Below are 17,307 nucleotides of genomic sequence, written 5' to 3'. Positions count from 1 at the left end.
TTAAATTTGATGATTGTTTGATTGAATTTTTACAATCTTTATTGCCCTATTCCTTGTTCTTATGTGGCAATTAGTGAAAATTGATGAAAAAGTTTAGATGAGGATCAACTCTCCTTTCAGTCGTCTTGTACTGCTCATCATCGGATCACTTCGTTCTCCGTGATTCAATGCTAAGGACCAACTCTCCTTTCAGTCGTCTTGTACTGCTCATCATCGGATCACTTCGTTCTCCGTGATTCGCAGCAATTGGATGACCTGAAAATAACCCAATTGGCTGTTTTTGTCAACTCAGGTTTGTTTTACAATATACATATTAAAATATATCTGAATAGAGGTTGGATAATGATTAGAAAAGTATTAACAGTTGCAGGTTCTGATTCTAGTGGTGGCGCAGGAATCCAAGCTGATTTAAAGACGTTTGAAGAATATGGCACATTTGGTTTTTCTGCTTTAACTAGTATTGTGACTATGGATCCTGATGAAGGGTGGAGTCACAATGTTACGCCAATTGAACCTAATTTAGTGGAAAAACAATTAAAAACTATTTTTGCTGGTGGTGCCCTTGATGCTATGAAAACGGGAATGCTTGGAAGCATCGAGGCAATTGAAATAACGCGATCTTATATTGATAAATTTAAAATGAATAATATTGTGATTGATCCTGTTATGGCTTGCAAAGGTACAAGTGAATTATTACAGCCAGAAAATGTCGCTGCTATGACGCGTCTACTTTTACCCAAAGCAATTATAACAACACCAAACTTAGTGGAAGCAGGAATTTTATCTGGGATGGGTGATTTGACTTCTATTAATCAAATGAAAGAAGCAGCAAAAAAAATTATTGACTTAGGTCCTGAAAATGTTGTAATCAAAGGTGGTCATCGTTTAAATTTAGATAAAGCAATTGATTTATTTTATGACGGAAATGATTTCACACTGTTTGAAAATGAATTATTTTTAACTGACTATAACCATGGGGCTGGATGTACCTTTGCAGCAGCTGTCACCGCTGGTCTTGCAAAAGGCGATTCAGTCATTGATGCTGTAGCGTTAGCGAAGAAATTCGTAGCAGCAGCGATTCAAAACGGTCAACAAATCAATCCGTTTCTCGGCCATGTATGGCATGGCGCCTATAATCGTGCAGAAAACCGAATGACAGAGAAGTAAGGAGCAACAAAATGAATAAAAAAAACTCAACAACGTCTATTGTATTAGTAGGATTATTTGCCGCATTAACTGTGCTTGGAACAATGCTCAAAATCCCTTTACCCACTGGAGCGTTTGCTCATTTAGGCAATTCAGTTTTATTATTGGCTGTACTTTTGATCGGTTACAAAAGAGGTGCTCTTGCTGGTGGTTTAGGTTTTGCTATATTTGATGTTTTAAATGGTTTTGCATCTGAAGCCCCTTACTTTATTTTAGAAAGCTTTATTGTAGGTGGCGCAGCGGCATTGACGATCTATTTTTTCCATCAAAATATTGATACTATTTGGAAAATCATTGTAGTGGCTAGTATAACTGGTATAGCCAAGATCATTATGACTCAAATAAAAAACACTACAACAGGACTTATTGCAGGTGCAGATGTTCATGTCGCATTCATAAGCGCCTTATCTAAGTTACCAGCAACTTTTATTAACGTAGCGACAACCATTGTTATTGTGACTTTTGCCTATTTTCCTTTAAAAAAGGCAATGAACGTAATTTTCTCGAGACAATCGTTTTAATTGTTTACAAAAAAACTCAGCTAATCTTGGAAGTTTTCCAAAACAAGCGGAGTTTTTTAGTCCTTTTTATTGAAAATGTTTTCCAGTATTCCAAAGACAATTCCGGCTACTGGAAAAATGACCCAGTTCGTTCCCCAATTTCCTAGCAAAAATCCTTGGCATAAGAAAATTCCAACAATAATCGGCCAATAAATTTTTTCAAGCGTTTGTAACCAAACTGGTTTTTTACTGTCTCGTTCAGCTTTAGCCCTTGGTCCTAATTCTCCTTCATCTGAAATAAAATAAGTTTGTTCAAGCATTTTAGTGAAACTTCCCATAATCACACCACCAAAAATTAAGAAGAAAACGCCAAAGGAAACAAGAACTAACAAACAAGCCATACCGAACAATTCATAAACTTCTGAATTATATAGTTCTGAAAGTACCACGAACGGAATCACAGATAAAATGCATAACGTTACGCCAATAACTATACAAATAACAAATGAGCGTTGAAAAGCTTCTTTTCTCTTTTTAACTTCATTTTTCACCTGAATTGAAATAAATCGATCATTCAGTTTCTTATTAAAATTAGCCATACTAGTACCTGCAATAATAAATAAAGGAACACCCATTGCTGTGCCTAACAAAACAAATAGTAACCCAAAGCTTTCACCAATAGTTTCACCATATAAAGTCATCGATCCAAATAATGCCGCTGTACCTAATATGATAATCATCACACCTAAACCAATTAAAGTAGCTCCTCTTCTGCGTACTCTAATAAAATCAACGGCTTCCTCCAAAGAGATGCTATCAAGTTCATACCCTTTTTCATCGATAAAATCTTGTTTTATGTTCATTTCTTCTACTAATTCATCAATTGATCCAAACTCTGAAATCACACTGCCAATCGCTTCATTTTCAGACTTCCCTTGGCTTTTTAAATCTTCATACCGATCTTCGGCACTGGCTAGTAAATCCTCTTTTAATTGTTTTGTTTGATTTGTTTCAGCGATTCCTAAAAATAAACTGTCGATATAATCCCGAATAGTTTTCATTATTTTTCCTCCTTGATAAAGCGCTCAACGACTTTTTTAGTTAGTACCCATTCTGCTATTTTTTCTTCTAAATATTCTTTTCCCAACGCGGTAATTTTATAGTACGTTCTCTTTTTACCATGTGTGATTTGGCCTGGAAAAGAGTCAATAAAGCCATTTTTTTCTAGACGGTTAAAGGCAGAATACAACGTCGTTTCCTTAATGGAATAATTATTTTCTGAAATTTCCGTGATTCTTTTAGAAATTGCATAACCATAAGAATCACCTTCCTCTAATACAGATAAAATAAATGTGTCATTGTACCCTCTGATTGCATCACTGCCGATCATTGAATCGCCTCCGATTACTCTATCTAACGTACTACGTCTGTCGTTGTAATTATCATAACACGATTACTACGATAGGTAAAGTAAAAATAATCAAAATAAAAAGGAGCGTAAAATGGCAGCTAACAATGGAACACTAGTTATTAAACCTATTAACTTATAAAGGATAAGATAAGCTTTTCATAGAAAAATTTGAAATTCTACGGCTAAATTTAAGGACTTAAATTAGCCTAGTCCTTTTTATTAGTTGTTCCTCTATTAAACCTCACCAACTAGATTCTAAAATCCATGAAATTTTAAACTAGGCTTGAAATACATTTTATATCGATATACTATGAATGCAGACACCGGTGTACTAAAATTCAAGCAAGGAGAAATTAATGGATATTAAACAAATTCCTGAAACAAAAATTATATACAGGAGAAGAACAGGAGCCTATGGAATTGAAAATAAGAGCTTGATGGAAAACTTCAAGAAGTGGTTAAAAAAAAACAATTTATTTAATAATGATTCTGTTATTTTAGCTATCTCAAGAGATAATCCGCAAAGTACCGAGCCACAAAATTGTCGATATGACGTAGCTTTGGAAATTAATTCTTTTGATGATGTAGAGCAACTTGATATTAATACAGACGTTTTAGGAACTGGAAAGTATGCAATTTTTACTATCGAACATACAGAAGAAGCTATAATACAAGCTATGCGAAATATGTTCTCTGAAATAGTCAGCGAAGGTTATTCTTTAAATACCCAACAACCAATTATTGAACGCTATGCAGTCAAAATGGTAGAAAGTAATAAATGCGAGATTTGTGTTCCTTTATTATAACTATCTATTTTAATACTGACGATTAATACCATAAAAAGAGCTCCCTTATACAAAAAAGATGAGCGTGGGACAAAACTAACGATCAGTTTTGTCCCACGCTCTAAATCCGAATAAACGGCGAGAAAAAAGCAGCGACTACGCTTCGCTCGGAGCTAAACGCTTTTGTCTCGGCCACATCTTTTCTAATCAAGTTAACCATATCTAAAATAAAAACAGTCCATAATACGCTTTTTTTTATTGCTAATCACAGCAACTGATTGCAAAGCTGATGATACGCAGTACTTAGTGTCAAAAGAAACGATTCTCTTTTACTTTAATTAAATTGTATCACCATTAAAAATAGAATTTTTCACAATCACATAATCCACTTTACGAATGGCTTCGAGATCGCGACCACCAGCATAAGAAATTGAGGATTGTAAATCTTGCTGCATTTCTGTAAGTGTGTCCGCTAAGCTCCCTTTATGTTGAATCCAGATTTTCTTCCCTTCAACATTTTTCTTTTCACCTTTTTGAAACTCAGACGCACTACCGAAATATTCCTTATAGACAACACCATTTTCTACTTTTGTTTCGCCTGGAGATTCTTCATGACCTGCAAATAGAGAACCAATCATCACCATCGTTGCACCAAAACGAACTGATTTTGCAACATCGCCTGGAGTACGAATCCCGCCGTCTGCAATAATTGGTTTTCTTGCCGCTTTCGCACACCAACGTAGCGCCGCAAGTTGCCAACCGCCCGTTCCAAATCCTGTTTTGATTTTCGTGATACAAACTTTACCAGGACCAATTCCAACTTTTGTCGCATCAGCTCCAGCATTTTCTAATTCACGAACGGCTTCAGGTGTTCCAACATTCCCAGCGATAACAAACGTATCAGGTAAATGTTTTTTTAGATGTTGAATCATGTTGATTACTGCATTGGAATGACCATGTGCAATATCAATCGTTACATAGTCGGGAACCAAATTACGCGCCACTAATTCTTCTACAAAACCATATTCGGCTTCTTTAACCCCCACACTAATAGAGGTGATCAAGCCTTTAGCGTTCATTTTTTCAATAAATGGAATTCGAGCATGTTCATCAAAGCGATGCATGATATAAAAATAATCATTTTTTGCTAAAAATTCCGCAATTTCTTCATCAATAATCGTCTGCATGTTCGCAGGTACGACTGGCATTTTAAAAGCATGCTTCCCTAATCTCACAACTGTATCACATTCTGAACGACTATTCACAATACATTTATTGGGAATCAACTGAACATCTTCATAATCAAAAACTTTCATACTGCTTTGCCTCCTAATAAGTTCTAATAAAAACACGCAAAAAATAAACATTAAACTGGTAATCGTTCGCATTTTCGAGCACCCATGTTAATTTACACCATTCATATACAAAAGTCAAAGATAAATAACGAAAAATCTAGAAATATAAAGACTAATGTTCGTGTTAAAAAAATAGTCGTTCTATTTAATTATCGTTGTAAACTAAAACAACATTTGGCAATTGATCATCTGACCGATAGTTTTTCTTTCTATAATTGATCGATTTTGTCATGAAACTTCGCAATCCTATTTTTTAAGCACTATTGACCATAGAAGCTTCTAAAGCTCTCAAGACATGGATATAACTCTCTACTATCAAATAAATATTAGCAGATGGGTATACTTTTTTCAAAAAGGAAGACCACATTGGTATAATGAAAAAACAACAAACATAGAAAAAAGAAATAGAAAGATAAAAATGGACATCTCACCAGATAATAACGCAGAAATTTATTCTAAAACGGTTTCATTCCCCCTTTTTAGTCGACTCCTTTTTTGATGATCACTTTTAAGAAACTGTCTTTCTCATGATTGAAAATAAACTATCAGTAAAGCTCTATTTTCAATTTTATCTTTAATATTTCACTTAAAGAACACCGCTGCCTTTTGATTCTTGATAAAATTGAGTTATACTTAGAAGTGAATCATATTTACTAGGAGGCAAATAACTATGCTGAAAATCGAACGAATTCTAACTGGTGTTATCCAAGAAAATTGTTACTTAATTTATAATGAAGAAAATTTATTAATCATTGACCCAGGAGCTGAAGCTGAGAAAATCACTACTTTTATTGAGAAGACAGGTAAAAAACCGATAGCCATTTTACTAACGCACACGCATTATGACCATATCGGAGCTGTTGAAGAACTCCGTCACCAATACAGCATTCCTGTCTATGTAAGTCCATTAGAGCAAAAATGGCTATCAGACCCGATCTTAAACTTATCTGGATTGGGTCGGCATAATGATATAGCTGATATTATCGTTCAGCCTGCCGAAGTAGAATTTGAACTAACTGATTACGATTTAGGTGGAATGCAATTTTCTGTTGTAGCAACACCAGGTCATTCGATTGGTAGCGTAAGTTTTATTTTTGATGACTTTGTCGTCACTGGAGATGCGTTATTTAGAGGGAGCATCGGCAGAACTGATTTACACACTGGCGACATGCAACAATTACTTCATAGTATTAATACCTATCTTTTCACATTACCGGATGAATTTCCAGCCTATCCTGGACATGGTGATGCCACCACCATTGAGCACGAGAAGAAAACAAATCCATTTTTTAACTAAAAAAATAATAAGATGTTGTTATTTAGCTATTAAAGGAGGACACACAATATGAATGAACCAACAACACTATATATTATTCGTCATGGTAAAACAATGTTTAACACTATAGGGAGAACCCAGGGCTGGTCAGATACTCCATTAACAAAAGAGGGAGAAGAAGTAATTCAATATCTAGGGCTTGGTTTACGCGATATCGATTTCAAAGAAGCTTATTCTAGCGATAGTGGACGAGCGATGCAGACAGCGCGCATTATTTTACAAGAACACCTTAGTGGCACAACTATTCCTTATGGTACAGATAGCCGTATTCGTGAATGGTGTTTCGGTTCTTTGGATGGTGGTTACGATGGGGAACTTTGGGGAGTCGTTCCTAGGATTTTAGCATTTAAAAATTATGAAGATATGATGACTAATAGAATCAGTTACAAAGAGTTAGCCAATGCTATTGTGGCTGCTGATACAGCAAACTGGGCAGAACCTTATGAAAAAATTCGTGAACGGGTTTGGAGTGGTTTTGAAGATATTGCTTACCATCGAGAAAAAAATGGTGGCGGAAATGTAATGGTCGTCTCTCACGGATTAACAATTTCATTTTTAATGTCATTGATTGATAATAGTTTACCTATGCAAATTGGACTTGAAAATGGCAGTGTGACTAAACTTATCTATGAAAATGGAGTATTCACAATTGACACTGTTAATGATACTCAATACATCGATAATGGACGTAATATTGCTTTTGCTAATTAAACAATCAATAAAGAGAAGGCTAGGATATGACTCGTAGAGTTATGTCCTAGCCTTCTCCTATTTTCAGAGAATTTTTATTCCAGCTCTTTTTTTACAGTCTCAACAGCTTCTTTAGAATGTTGAATTTTTTCTAGTGTTACATTGTAATTTTTCGCTGCATAAGCAAAAAATAACACATCAACTACATAAAGCTGGGCTGTCAAAGAAACAGTTGCTGCACTTCTTAAAGGTGCCTCTCCACCAACAGGCGTCAGTAGTAAAACTGAACTTTTTTGCGCTAATACTGAGTCAGAATTAGCAGTTAAGCCGATTATCTTTAGCTCTTTTTCACTAGCAAGATCCGTTAGTGCATTCGTCTCCTGGTTCGTACCTGAATTTGAAATGCCAATAAAGATCCCTTTCAATTTATTGGTGCCAATTGCAGAAGCAAACAAATGATGATCCATTGTATAAAATACACTTAAACCTAGTCGAGTAAATTTTTGATAGATATCTTGAGCAACTAATGATGAAGCCCCGAGTCCGTAAACAAAGATGATTTCTGCATCTTGTAATTCTTCAACAGCCAGATCAATTGCTTGATCTTCTAAACGTTCATTGGTGCGTTCTAATACATGAATCAAACGATGTTGAAGTTTTTCTTTGATTGCGGCTGTTGTCTCACCATTTTCGACCTCAGTATACATTTGCGTATGAACTGCTCCGAGATTCGCTGATAGTAACAATTTTAAATCAGTAAAACCGTTAGCCTTGATCGATCGACAAAAACGAATGATCGCAGCTGGACTAGAGCCAGACTTTTTGGCGAGTTCTTGAGCACTCAGATTAATCACTTCACTAGTATTTTTCAAAATATACTCTGCTACTTTTTGTTCTGAGCCTGGTAAATATTTGAGATGATCTTGAATTGTCAAAATTATATTTTGTTGCATTACCTACACATCCTTTTTCCTTTAGAAATCATACTCCTTCGGTAAGTATTTCAGCAACTCACTACTTTAGTATAGCGAAAATAAAACAAAAAAGAAATGCTTCTACTAAATAATGTGCTCCTTTTCCTCTTAAAAAAACTGACTTCAATTAGCTTAGCAATCAAATGCTTTCTACTAAGAAATCAGTTTATTTTTAATAAATTATGTTTTTAATTTTCTTGCAAATCTTTTGGAATCCCAAAGAAAAATGTTGCTACAAAACCACCAGCATATGCTGCTAATAAGCCTATAATATAAACCAACCATTGATTGTTAGCGATTAACGGGATTAGCGCTGCGCCACTTGGTCCAATTGCGATCGCTCCAACATTTCCAAAAGCTCCAATCACAGCACCACCGATACCGCCACCAATACAAGCAGTAACAAACGGGCGTCCTAATGGCAATGTTACTCCATAAATTAATGGCTCTCCAATACCTAAAATCCCTACAGGTAAAGCGCCTTTAATCATTTCAACTAATTTTTTATCATTTTTACAACGAATCCATAATGCTAATGCCGCTCCAACTTGACCTCCACCAGCCATTGCAAGAATCGGTAATAATAGCGTCATTCCAGTTTGATTAATCATTTCAATATGAATAGGTGTAAGTATTTGATGCAAGCCGAACATTACCATTGGCAAGAATGTCGCTCCTAAAGTAAATCCAGCTAAAATTCCACCTTTTTCCAACACAACATTGATCACACCTACAAGACCATTTGAAATCAATCCTGCCACAGGCATTATAAGGAATATTGTAATCAAACCAATCAAAAGCAGAGAAATAGTTGGTGTAACAATAATATCAATTGAATCTGGAATCACTTTGTGCAGTCGTTTCTCTATTAAAGAAAGCAACCAAACTGCAAAAATAACTCCGATAATTCCACCTTGTCCTGCTGATAAATTATCACCAGTAAAAATGTTTGGTAGTGGCGCCTCGGGATTCATTCCCGTAAGCATAGTCACTGCACCGATGACTCCACCAAGTGCGGGTGTTGCACCAAATTCACTAGCACTGTTAATCCCAGTATATAAAGCTAGATAAGCAAAGATCCCATTTTTAATGATATTTAAAACATCAATATACTGTTGCCAAGAATCACCAATTGTTCCAGCCACTAAAAGGTTGGACATCACCGCAGCAATCCCTCCGATGATCCCAGCACCAACAAACGCAGGAATCAGTGGAACAAAAATATTAGAAATTGATTTCAAAACTACCTTAAACTTGGAATTATTTTTGTTTTTTTCTTTTTGTGCTGCCTTTACTTGAGCGGCTTTTTCTTCAACTAATTCTTTGCCAGAAGATTCATTTTGTTTGTTTTCAAAGTTTGGAAATGGTTCTCCCAGCTTTACGCCAACCATATCAACCATTTCTTGTGCTACTTTATTAACGGTTCCAGGTCCAATCACAACTTGCAAGGTATCATCTTCTACAACACCCATTACACCATCAATATTTTTTAGACCTTCTAAATTAACTTTATCGTAATCACGAATATCCATCCGAACGCGAGTCATACAATGTCTAAGCTTCTCAACATTGTCTTGACCACCTATTTCGTCATAGATTTCCCTAGCTAAACGTTTGATTTTATCTTCTGCCATGATCTTTTCCTCCTATAATTTTTTTAAATTGTATTTTTTATAAAATTATTGCCTTGTCTTAATTTTTCGACCGCTTCTTCTTTTGAAGTGTTTGTCAACAACATAACAATCGCTAGTTTTACATTTTCATCTGCTTTTACAAAATAAGCTGCTGCTGTTTCATAATCACAGTTTGTAGCTTCCATAATAATTCGTTTTGATCGTTCAACTAACTTTTCATTCGTTGGTTTTACATCGACCATCAAATTATTGTATACCTTGCCGATTCCGATCATCGAAATTGTTGATAACATGTTTAAAATCAATTTTTGCGCTGTTCCAGATTTCAATCGAGTTGATCCAGTTAAAAATTCTGGTCCTGCATCTACTTCGATTGGCATTTGAGCATATTGACTGATTTCAGCGTTCTTATTGCAAGAAATTGATGCAGTAACTGCTCCAACAGAATCCGCGTAAACCAAACCACCGATTACATATGGCGTTCTACCGCTTGCAGCAATTCCGACCACAACATCTTTATTAGTCAATCCGATATCTTTTAATTCTTGCTGACCTAATCCTTTAGAGTCTTCCGCTCCTTCAACTGCTACAGTCATAGCTTTTTGACCTCCTGCGATCAATCCTTGAACCATAGAAGCCTCAACTCCGAAAGTTGGAACACACTCTGCTGCATCTAGTATTCCTAAACGTCCACTCGTTCCTGCCCCCATATAAATCAATCGACCGCCATTATTAAAGGCATCAATAATCGATTTTATAACTGGTTCAATTTGAGGAAGTGCTTCTTTTACAGCTAAAGCGACTTTCTGGTCTTCTTGGTTCATTTTATCTAATGCTTCTCTTATCGTTAGTTTATCTAGATTCATGGTTTCTTGATTTCTACGTTCTGTGGTTAATTTTTCTAAATTCATTTTATAGTGTCCCCTTCTCTATCAAATTAAACGTTCTTCCTGCTTTTATTAATTTCAGTAAAGAACAATCTTTTGGTACAATTTGTGCGACAACATTGATTTTTTCATTTGCTGGTAATGTTCTTTTTGTTACTTGTATTTCACCCATATATCTTCCGTAATGAAGATTATCAATCGTTACGCTACCTGTTTTTCGTTCTAATAACATTTCTGGTTCAATCGTTGCTATTTTTTTAAATCGTGCCTCAGCACTGCGTATCACATCACGGGCGTCATCTTGCCGATTTTGGTGTTCTCCTAAAATATGCCGATAATAACTGCTCCCAATGTCTGTTACTTCAAGTTGAATAATCTGATTGCGGTTATATGCTTCAAATTGTTTCATCGTTCGCTTAGAAATTTCTGGATCTCCCAGATAAACACCATCGACTTGATAATTCTCGTGCAAATCCAATGCTGATGAAAACGGATTATCAAAACGATGTTTTTCAAGTGTTGGCAATCCTTCGTATAATGGTCCTCTTAACTGCTGGTCTCCTGGAACAAACGCAAATACTTGAAAACCTGATTGCTTCAACCAACGATTTTTTTCATTAAAAAAATGACTAGATAAACCAGTTTCAGGTCTTGGATAATAATTGTGCCAAGCTTCAAACTTTGTAAAATCTGCGTTGAATGACTGCAGTTCTTCCACATCTTTTGCAGAAATCGTACTCGCATTCAAACCGATAGTTAGATATTGGGAAGCTTTGGCAATTTCTTGATTTGAAATAGCATAATCCATGCGTAAGCCAGTGACACCTATAGATGAAATTTCATCTAAACGTTCAAAAGAAAATCCTGCTCTTTTTAATGCTTCACCCGAGATGTCAACCATGAGTTTCATATTAAATCTCTGAGCAATCTGTCCAAGTTTTTTTAACCTTTGCGCATATAATGCCACATCATCTTCTGGAATATGTAAAGAAGTGAAAATTCCTTTAAAACCTAACTTGCTCATTTCCTGAATATATACGCATGTTTCATCTGTCATCTCATCACTCAAAAAAATCGAAATTCCATACATTTTAGCCACTCCTTTCTAATCCGCTTTCATTATAATTCATTTGAAATAATATTTCAACTATAATAAACAAGTTTTATTTGTTGTGAAATTTATTTTCAAAAAAGTGGCAAATTAAAAATAGTAGAAAAATAGTTTAGTATTTTTCTACTATTTTAAAATTAATGAAATAATAGATTATGCTTTAGCAGTACCAACTTCATCTCCTGCATTAACATGTCCTGTACGACTCAAATCGAAGCTTCTTACTGCATCCATATTAGTTATCACAACAATCATATCAGTCGCTTTCCCAGCCGCTACAATTCCTTGTAAATCAACTTGGGCGATCAATGTTCCTTGAGAGATTTTAGTTCCCTCACTTACTTTCACTTCAAAAGGTTCTCCATTAAGCTCAACTGTATCGATACCCATATGAAGTAAAATTTCAAGTCCATTTTCCATTTTCATACCAACAGCGTGTTTTGTTTGGAAAACACTCAACACAATTCCGCTAATTGGAGAATAAATATCTCCAGTTTCTGGAATAACTGCAAAACCATCACCCATCATCTTTTGTGAAAAAACAGGATCATTGACTTCACTGATTGGGATCAAATTTCCCGTAGCAACTGCATAAAGCGTTTCGTTTACTTGAACTGGTTCTTTCTTTTTTAAAAATCCAAACATTTGTTTTTTCCTCCAATTTTCATGAATAGTAACAGTATAGGAAATTATCAGCATAATTACAACTCTGAATAGTTTTGATTCTAATCTTTTTTGAGCTTATGAAAAGTTAGTTGGTTTTTTTTAGACTTACAGGTATACTATTAGTGATTTACTATTTTATGCTAGAAAGGATTGAACCTATGCTTTTATCAAATTTATGGAAAGCAATTATTTTGGGCATTATCGAAGGAGTAACTGAGTGGCTCCCTATAAGCAGTACTGGTCATTTAATCTTAGTCGATGAATTTATTAAAATGAATCTCAGCAAAGACTTTATGGAAATGTTTAATGTGGTGATCCAACTCGGTGCGATTATGGCTGTTGTTGTTCTCTATTTTCATAAGTTAAACCCTTTCTCGCCACAAAAAAACGAGGTTGAGAAAAAAGATACTTGGATTCTCTGGTCCAAAGTTGTTGTTGCTTGTGCACCAGCAGCAATCATCGGAATTCCTTTAGATGACTGGTTGGAAGCGAAATTTCATAATTTCTTTACAGTCGCTTTGATGCTGATCATATATGGGATTGCCTTTGTGGTAATTGAAAAAAGAAATCGCGATCACAATCCAAAATGTACTGATTTAAAAGACTTTACGTACAAAGCTGCTGCAATTGTCGGTTTCTTTCAGGTATTGTCGTTGATTCCAGGCACCTCTCGTTCTGGTGCAACAATTCTTGGAGCAATCATTATTGGCGCATCTCGATTTGTTGCGACAGAATTTTCATTTTTCCTTGGTATCCCTGTCATGTTTGGAGCAAGTTTTTTAAAAATAGCAAAGTTTGTTATGAAAGGTAATTCATTTGGGTTTAGTGAAATTTTTATTTTGCTGACTGGTTCTATTGTTGCGTTTATTGTCTCGATTATTGTTATCAAGTTCTTATTAAACTATCTAAAACGAAACGATTTTACCGCTTTTGGCTGGTATCGAATTATATTAGGAGTTTTACTTATCAGCTATTGGTTATTTTCATAATTACTATTAGAACCGATTGGATCGGTTCTTTTTTTATGCCAAACTGATTACCCCCCTCAAACAATTGATAATGATTATCAATCTTATTTATAATTGATATCAATAAACAACATACTAAAACACCCTATTTAACAACTTTTATCCAATTGATAATCACTATCGTTCTCATTTAGAAGATTTCATTATCATTTAGCTTTCTTTTATGTTATTCTCTTTATGAGGAGTGATAACCATGAAACTTTCAAAAGAAAAAAAAGCACTATTCTCTACTATTTTATGTTTTGTATTTATGATCATTGGCTTTATCTTAGAAAAATCAGGTACAGCATTTTATCCAATCAGTTTTATTTTTGCAATATTCTTTGGTGGATTCAAACAAACAAAAGAAGGTCTACTTGAAACATTTGAGAATAAAAATCTAAATGTCGATTTACTTATGGCTTTAGCTGCCATCGGAGCATGTATTATTGGTAATTGGTTTGAAGGAGCGATGTTGACGTTCATCTTCTGCCTTAGCGGTGCAATGGAAGAATATACTACTAATAAAAGTAAAAAAGAAATAGCTAGTTTAATAAATCTACAGCCTGAAACAGCTCTTTTACTTAACGACCTTGGTAAAACAACTGAAGTAGCTGTCACTCAATTGCAGATTGGCGATCAATTACTTGTGCCTAAAGGAGCACGTATCCCAATCGACGGAATTTTAACTAAAGGTGCGTCAACAATTGATGAAGCAGCTATTACTGGGGAATCTGTCCCTGTAGAAAAAGGAATAAACGATGATTTATTTGGTGGAACAATTAATTTAGGTGAAGCAATCACGATAACTGTTAGTAAAAATAGTGAAGATACCTTATTTGCCAAAATTATTCGACTTGTTGACGAAGCTCAAAATACACCTTCACAAACAGCTAGTTTTATAGAAAAATTAGAAAATACCTATGTAAAGATTGTCTTAATTACGATTCCCATGATGATTTTAATGCCGTACTTATTTTTAGGTTGGTCACTAAATGAAAGTTTTTATAGAGGAATGGTCTTATTAGTTGTTGCTTCTCCTTGCGCCTTAGTTGCTTCAGCTACTCCAGCAACATTAGCGGCTATTTCCAACAGCGCAAAGAATGGTGTACTGTTTAAAGGTGGCGTTTATTTAGAAAATTTAGCTTCCCTACAAGCAATCGCATTTGATAAAACCGGAACCTTAACACATGGTGTTCCTGTAGTCACAGATGCTATATTTTTAAAAAATAAACAGGACAGTTTAAATATACTTTTAGCAATGGAAAGACAATCCACTCATCCTTTAGCTCAAGCGCTCATTACTCGATTTGATCATGAAGATACAGCAAACTATGAACAAATCGAAGTGAAAAATATTATTGGTTTCGGAATGGAAACAACTGTCGATTCAATTACTTGGCGAGTGGGAAAAAGTTCTTTCAATGATCAAACAACTATATCGGAAAAAATCCAAACTGAAATTGAAGAACTGCAAAATGCAGGAAAAACAGTGATTTATCTATTTCAAAATCAAGATCTCGTCGCTTATTTTGGATTACTAGACGTTCCAAAACCAGAAGCAAAAAAAGTAATTAGTTATTTTAAACAATCTGGTATTCATACCACTATGATCACCGGAGATCACGAAAAAACAGCTACTGCTGTGGCGGTTGAACTTGAAATTGATGAACTTCATGCGGATTGTTTACCTGAAGATAAAACACTATTAATCAAGAAGCAAAAAGAGGCGTATGGTATTAATGCGATGGTCGGAGATGGTATTAACGATGCCCCTGCTTTAGCAAATGCCGCAATTGGTGTTGCCATGGGACAAGGAACAGATATAGCAATGGATGTAGCAGATATGGTATTAATGCAAAATGATTTAGAAAAATTACAAATCAGTCACCAACTTTCGAAAAAACTAAAACGAATTGTTACTCAAAATATTGTCTTTTCTTCAGTAATCATCGCGTTGTTAGTTTTATCAAATTTTTTCCAGGTCATTAATTTACCTCTTGGTGTGATAGGTCATGAAGGAAGTACAATTCTTGTCATTTTAAATGGATTAAGAATGCTAAAAACAATTCCTAGTGAACAAACTTCCGCTAGAAAATATCCTACACAAAAAACTGAATTTGTTTAACAAATAAGCGAAGAAACGTTTATGTTCAAAAAGGAAGGATGAACGCACGAAATTTGTTAAGTATCATAGTGACCTTGTAGACTGAAAGCAATTGATACTTGTCTTAGAGCTTTTCAAATTTTTGCGATCGCAATTCACTATGTTTTACAGCAATTTCTACTTAGTACCGTGAAAAAAACTGATACTTAGTTTTTTTCACGGTACTTCGTCTTAATCCCATTCTTCAAAAAATTCAATTAAAAATGACTCCAAAAATTTTTGACGTTTTCGACCTAACACTTTGGCATGCTCCGTATTTAAGCGTTCGTTAAGTAAAAGAATTTTTTCATAAAAGTGATTGATGATTGTGCTGTCTTCTCGATATTCTACTTTTGAGTGAAGTGTTCTAGGTTGAATCTTTGGATCATAGATTTGAGTTCCCTTACGTGCACCATAATAAATCGTTCGTGTAATTCCAATTGCACCCATAGCGTCTAGACGGTCAGCATCTTGCACAATTTGCCCTTCAATTGTGAGTTTTTCTGCTGTTCCATTAAGCTCTTGACTAAAAGAAATATTCTTGATTATATGTGTTATTTGCAAGATTTGGATATTTGAAAGTTTAATTTCTTGCAAAAATTCTTTTAGTTGTTGAAAGGCCTGATCAGAATCAGAAACTAATTTGTCATCTATCGTGTCATGAAGATACGCTGCAGCCATAACAATAAAATGATCACAGGTTTCAGTTGCAGCAATTTTATCCGCTAAATGAACAACTCTATTTATATGATCCATGCCATGACCTGTTTTATCTTCTTCCATTTTAGACTGGGTAAAATGTTTGATTGCAGCAATTTTTTGATTATCCATTTACATCCTCCAACTTTGATCCAAAAATAAAAAATTGATGTAATTGAGACTCAGCGTAATCTGTGTTTTTCTTTTCAGATTTAGAAAGCGAATCGAACTGTATAGTTAGTTTTTCAGCTCTCATTATCTTTCATTAACTATTTTTTATAACTAAACCACCAATTAAATCAACAACTGATTCACTGGCATTTAATATTCCTTCTAATTGATCATACACATTTTTCCAGCGGATAACCTCAATCGGGTTTTGTTCATTCGTAAACAAATGTTTCAGAGAATCACTGTATAATTTATCTGCTTTCCCCTCTATTTCACTTACTTCATCAATCATTGCATGCAATGTCTTTGAATTCTTAAATTTCGCAAACTCTTTTGTTGCAGTTAAAACCCCTGCTGTGGCCTCTACTCCGTATGTAATAAATACCATGGCATTGTCATTCAACTCTTTTACAACTAAACTACTTAATAAATAAGCAATACTGTTGATTGTATCAAGGACATCATCTAAACGTTGTGTAATTTCAACGATATCCTCCCGATCAATAGGTGTAATAAAAGAAATATATAGTTCACTCATAATTTTTTGAACAATTTGATCCCCTTCACGTTCTAATACATGAATTTTCTCTTCTTCTTTTTCTAATGTTTCAAGTGAATAATCAAGCGCGATCATTTCTAAAATTTCTGCAGCTTGATGCGCATTTTTTGCTAAATGCTCCAACTCACCAAAATAATCAAATTGTTTTTTTCTAGCCATTTTATTCTCCC

17 protein-coding genes are annotated in these 17,307 nt (G+C 34.8%); 7 read left to right on the top strand and 10 right to left on the bottom strand.

Features of this window, described 5'->3' with window-relative positions; all coding sequences use genetic code 11:
• The first annotated feature begins 342 nt into the window (after positions 1 to 342).
• Both thiD and AC4BBR_RS07230 read left to right on the top strand, forming a co-directional pair.
• Entirely contained in the window at positions 343 to 1,167 is an 825-nt protein-coding gene (gene thiD, locus AC4BBR_RS07235; protein ID WP_490461865.1) for a bifunctional hydroxymethylpyrimidine kinase/phosphomethylpyrimidine kinase, read from the top strand.
• Between the two features lie 11 nt (positions 1,168 to 1,178).
• The gene (locus AC4BBR_RS07230) at positions 1,179 to 1,727 is read left to right on the top strand and encodes an ECF transporter S component (RefSeq protein ID WP_490461864.1); all 549 of its coding nucleotides are present in this window, start codon (positions 1,179 to 1,181) and stop codon (positions 1,725 to 1,727) included.
• Between the two features lie 56 nt (positions 1,728 to 1,783).
• On the opposite strand, the gene AC4BBR_RS07225 is transcribed toward AC4BBR_RS07230, so the two are convergent.
• Both AC4BBR_RS07225 and AC4BBR_RS07220 read right to left on the bottom strand, forming a co-directional pair.
• Positions 1,784 to 2,767, bottom strand: coding sequence for a permease prefix domain 1-containing protein (locus AC4BBR_RS07225; RefSeq protein WP_490461863.1), 984 nt, complete (start codon positions 2,765 to 2,767; stop codon positions 1,784 to 1,786).
• A complete protein-coding gene (locus AC4BBR_RS07220; RefSeq protein ID WP_490461862.1) occupies positions 2,767 to 3,096 on the bottom strand; it encodes a PadR family transcriptional regulator in 330 nt (109 codons plus the stop codon). The genes AC4BBR_RS07225 and AC4BBR_RS07220 overlap by 1 nt, the downstream gene beginning before the upstream one ends.
• 377 nt (positions 3,097 to 3,473) lie before the next feature.
• On the opposite strand from AC4BBR_RS07220, the gene AC4BBR_RS07215 reads away from it, so the two are divergent.
• Complete coding sequence (locus AC4BBR_RS07215) at positions 3,474 to 3,923, top strand: AraC family transcriptional regulator (RefSeq protein ID WP_490461861.1); 450 nt, start codon at positions 3,474 to 3,476, stop codon at positions 3,921 to 3,923.
• Positions 3,924 to 4,240: 317 nt separating this feature from the next.
• On the opposite strand, the gene guaC is transcribed toward AC4BBR_RS07215, so the two are convergent.
• Entirely contained in the window at positions 4,241 to 5,218 is a 978-nt protein-coding gene (gene guaC, locus AC4BBR_RS07210) for a GMP reductase (RefSeq protein ID WP_490461860.1), read from the bottom strand.
• Positions 5,219 to 5,927: 709 nt separating this feature from the next.
• Here guaC and AC4BBR_RS07205 point away from each other — a divergent pair.
• Together AC4BBR_RS07205 and AC4BBR_RS07200 are read left to right on the top strand one after the other, a co-directional pair.
• Positions 5,928 to 6,554 carry an MBL fold metallo-hydrolase gene (locus tag AC4BBR_RS07205; protein WP_490461859.1) on the top strand — a complete coding sequence of 209 codons (627 nt, stop codon included), beginning with the start codon at positions 5,928 to 5,930 and terminating at the stop codon, positions 6,552 to 6,554.
• Positions 6,555 to 6,602: 48 nt separating this feature from the next.
• Positions 6,603 to 7,304, top strand: a complete 702-nt coding sequence (locus AC4BBR_RS07200; protein ID WP_490461858.1) for a histidine phosphatase family protein — start codon at positions 6,603 to 6,605, stop codon at positions 7,302 to 7,304.
• 74 nt (positions 7,305 to 7,378) lie between these two features.
• On the opposite strand, the gene AC4BBR_RS07195 is transcribed toward AC4BBR_RS07200, so the two are convergent.
• The 5 genes from AC4BBR_RS07195 to AC4BBR_RS07175 form a co-directional block, all read right to left on the bottom strand.
• Positions 7,379 to 8,236 (bottom strand): MurR/RpiR family transcriptional regulator, encoded by an 858-nt coding sequence (locus AC4BBR_RS07195; protein WP_490461857.1) that lies wholly within the window; start codon positions 8,234 to 8,236, stop codon positions 7,379 to 7,381.
• Between the two features lie 209 nt (positions 8,237 to 8,445).
• A complete protein-coding gene (locus AC4BBR_RS07190; RefSeq protein WP_490461856.1) occupies positions 8,446 to 9,891 on the bottom strand; it encodes a PTS transporter subunit EIIC in 1,446 nt (481 codons plus the stop codon).
• Positions 9,892 to 9,914: 23 nt separating this feature from the next.
• Positions 9,915 to 10,802, bottom strand: coding sequence for an N-acetylmuramic acid 6-phosphate etherase (gene murQ / locus AC4BBR_RS07185; RefSeq protein ID WP_490461855.1), 888 nt, complete (start codon positions 10,800 to 10,802; stop codon positions 9,915 to 9,917).
• 1 nt (position 10,803) lies between these two features.
• Complete coding sequence (locus AC4BBR_RS07180; RefSeq protein ID WP_490461854.1) at positions 10,804 to 11,868, bottom strand: DUF871 domain-containing protein; 1,065 nt, start codon at positions 11,866 to 11,868, stop codon at positions 10,804 to 10,806.
• A 174-nt stretch (positions 11,869 to 12,042) separates the two neighbouring features.
• Positions 12,043 to 12,534 (bottom strand): PTS sugar transporter subunit IIA, encoded by a 492-nt coding sequence (locus tag AC4BBR_RS07175; RefSeq protein WP_490461853.1) that lies wholly within the window; start codon positions 12,532 to 12,534, stop codon positions 12,043 to 12,045.
• Between the two features lie 179 nt (positions 12,535 to 12,713).
• Between AC4BBR_RS07175 and AC4BBR_RS07170 the strand changes: the two genes are divergently transcribed.
• Complete coding sequence (locus AC4BBR_RS07170) at positions 12,714 to 13,544, top strand: undecaprenyl-diphosphate phosphatase (RefSeq protein WP_490461852.1); 831 nt, start codon at positions 12,714 to 12,716, stop codon at positions 13,542 to 13,544.
• 232 nt (positions 13,545 to 13,776) lie between these two features.
• Positions 13,777 to 15,690, top strand: a complete 1,914-nt coding sequence (locus tag AC4BBR_RS07165; protein WP_490461851.1) for a heavy metal translocating P-type ATPase — start codon at positions 13,777 to 13,779, stop codon at positions 15,688 to 15,690.
• A gap of 210 nt (positions 15,691 to 15,900) precedes the next feature.
• Here AC4BBR_RS07165 and AC4BBR_RS07160 read toward each other — a convergent pair whose 3' ends face one another.
• On the bottom strand, positions 15,901 to 16,539 hold the full coding sequence (locus tag AC4BBR_RS07160; RefSeq protein WP_490461850.1) for an HD domain-containing protein: 639 nt from the start codon (positions 16,537 to 16,539) through the stop codon (positions 15,901 to 15,903).
• A 133-nt stretch (positions 16,540 to 16,672) separates the two neighbouring features.
• Positions 16,673 to 17,296, bottom strand: a complete 624-nt coding sequence (locus AC4BBR_RS07155) for a DUF47 domain-containing protein (protein WP_490461849.1) — start codon at positions 17,294 to 17,296, stop codon at positions 16,673 to 16,675.
• Positions 17,297 to 17,307 lie beyond the last annotated feature (11 nt).

It is taken from the genome of Enterococcus sp. AMC1251 (assembly GCF_058216535.1).
Note: the sequence above shows the minus strand (reverse complement) of the source record. Positions and strands in the feature narration are given on the sequence as shown.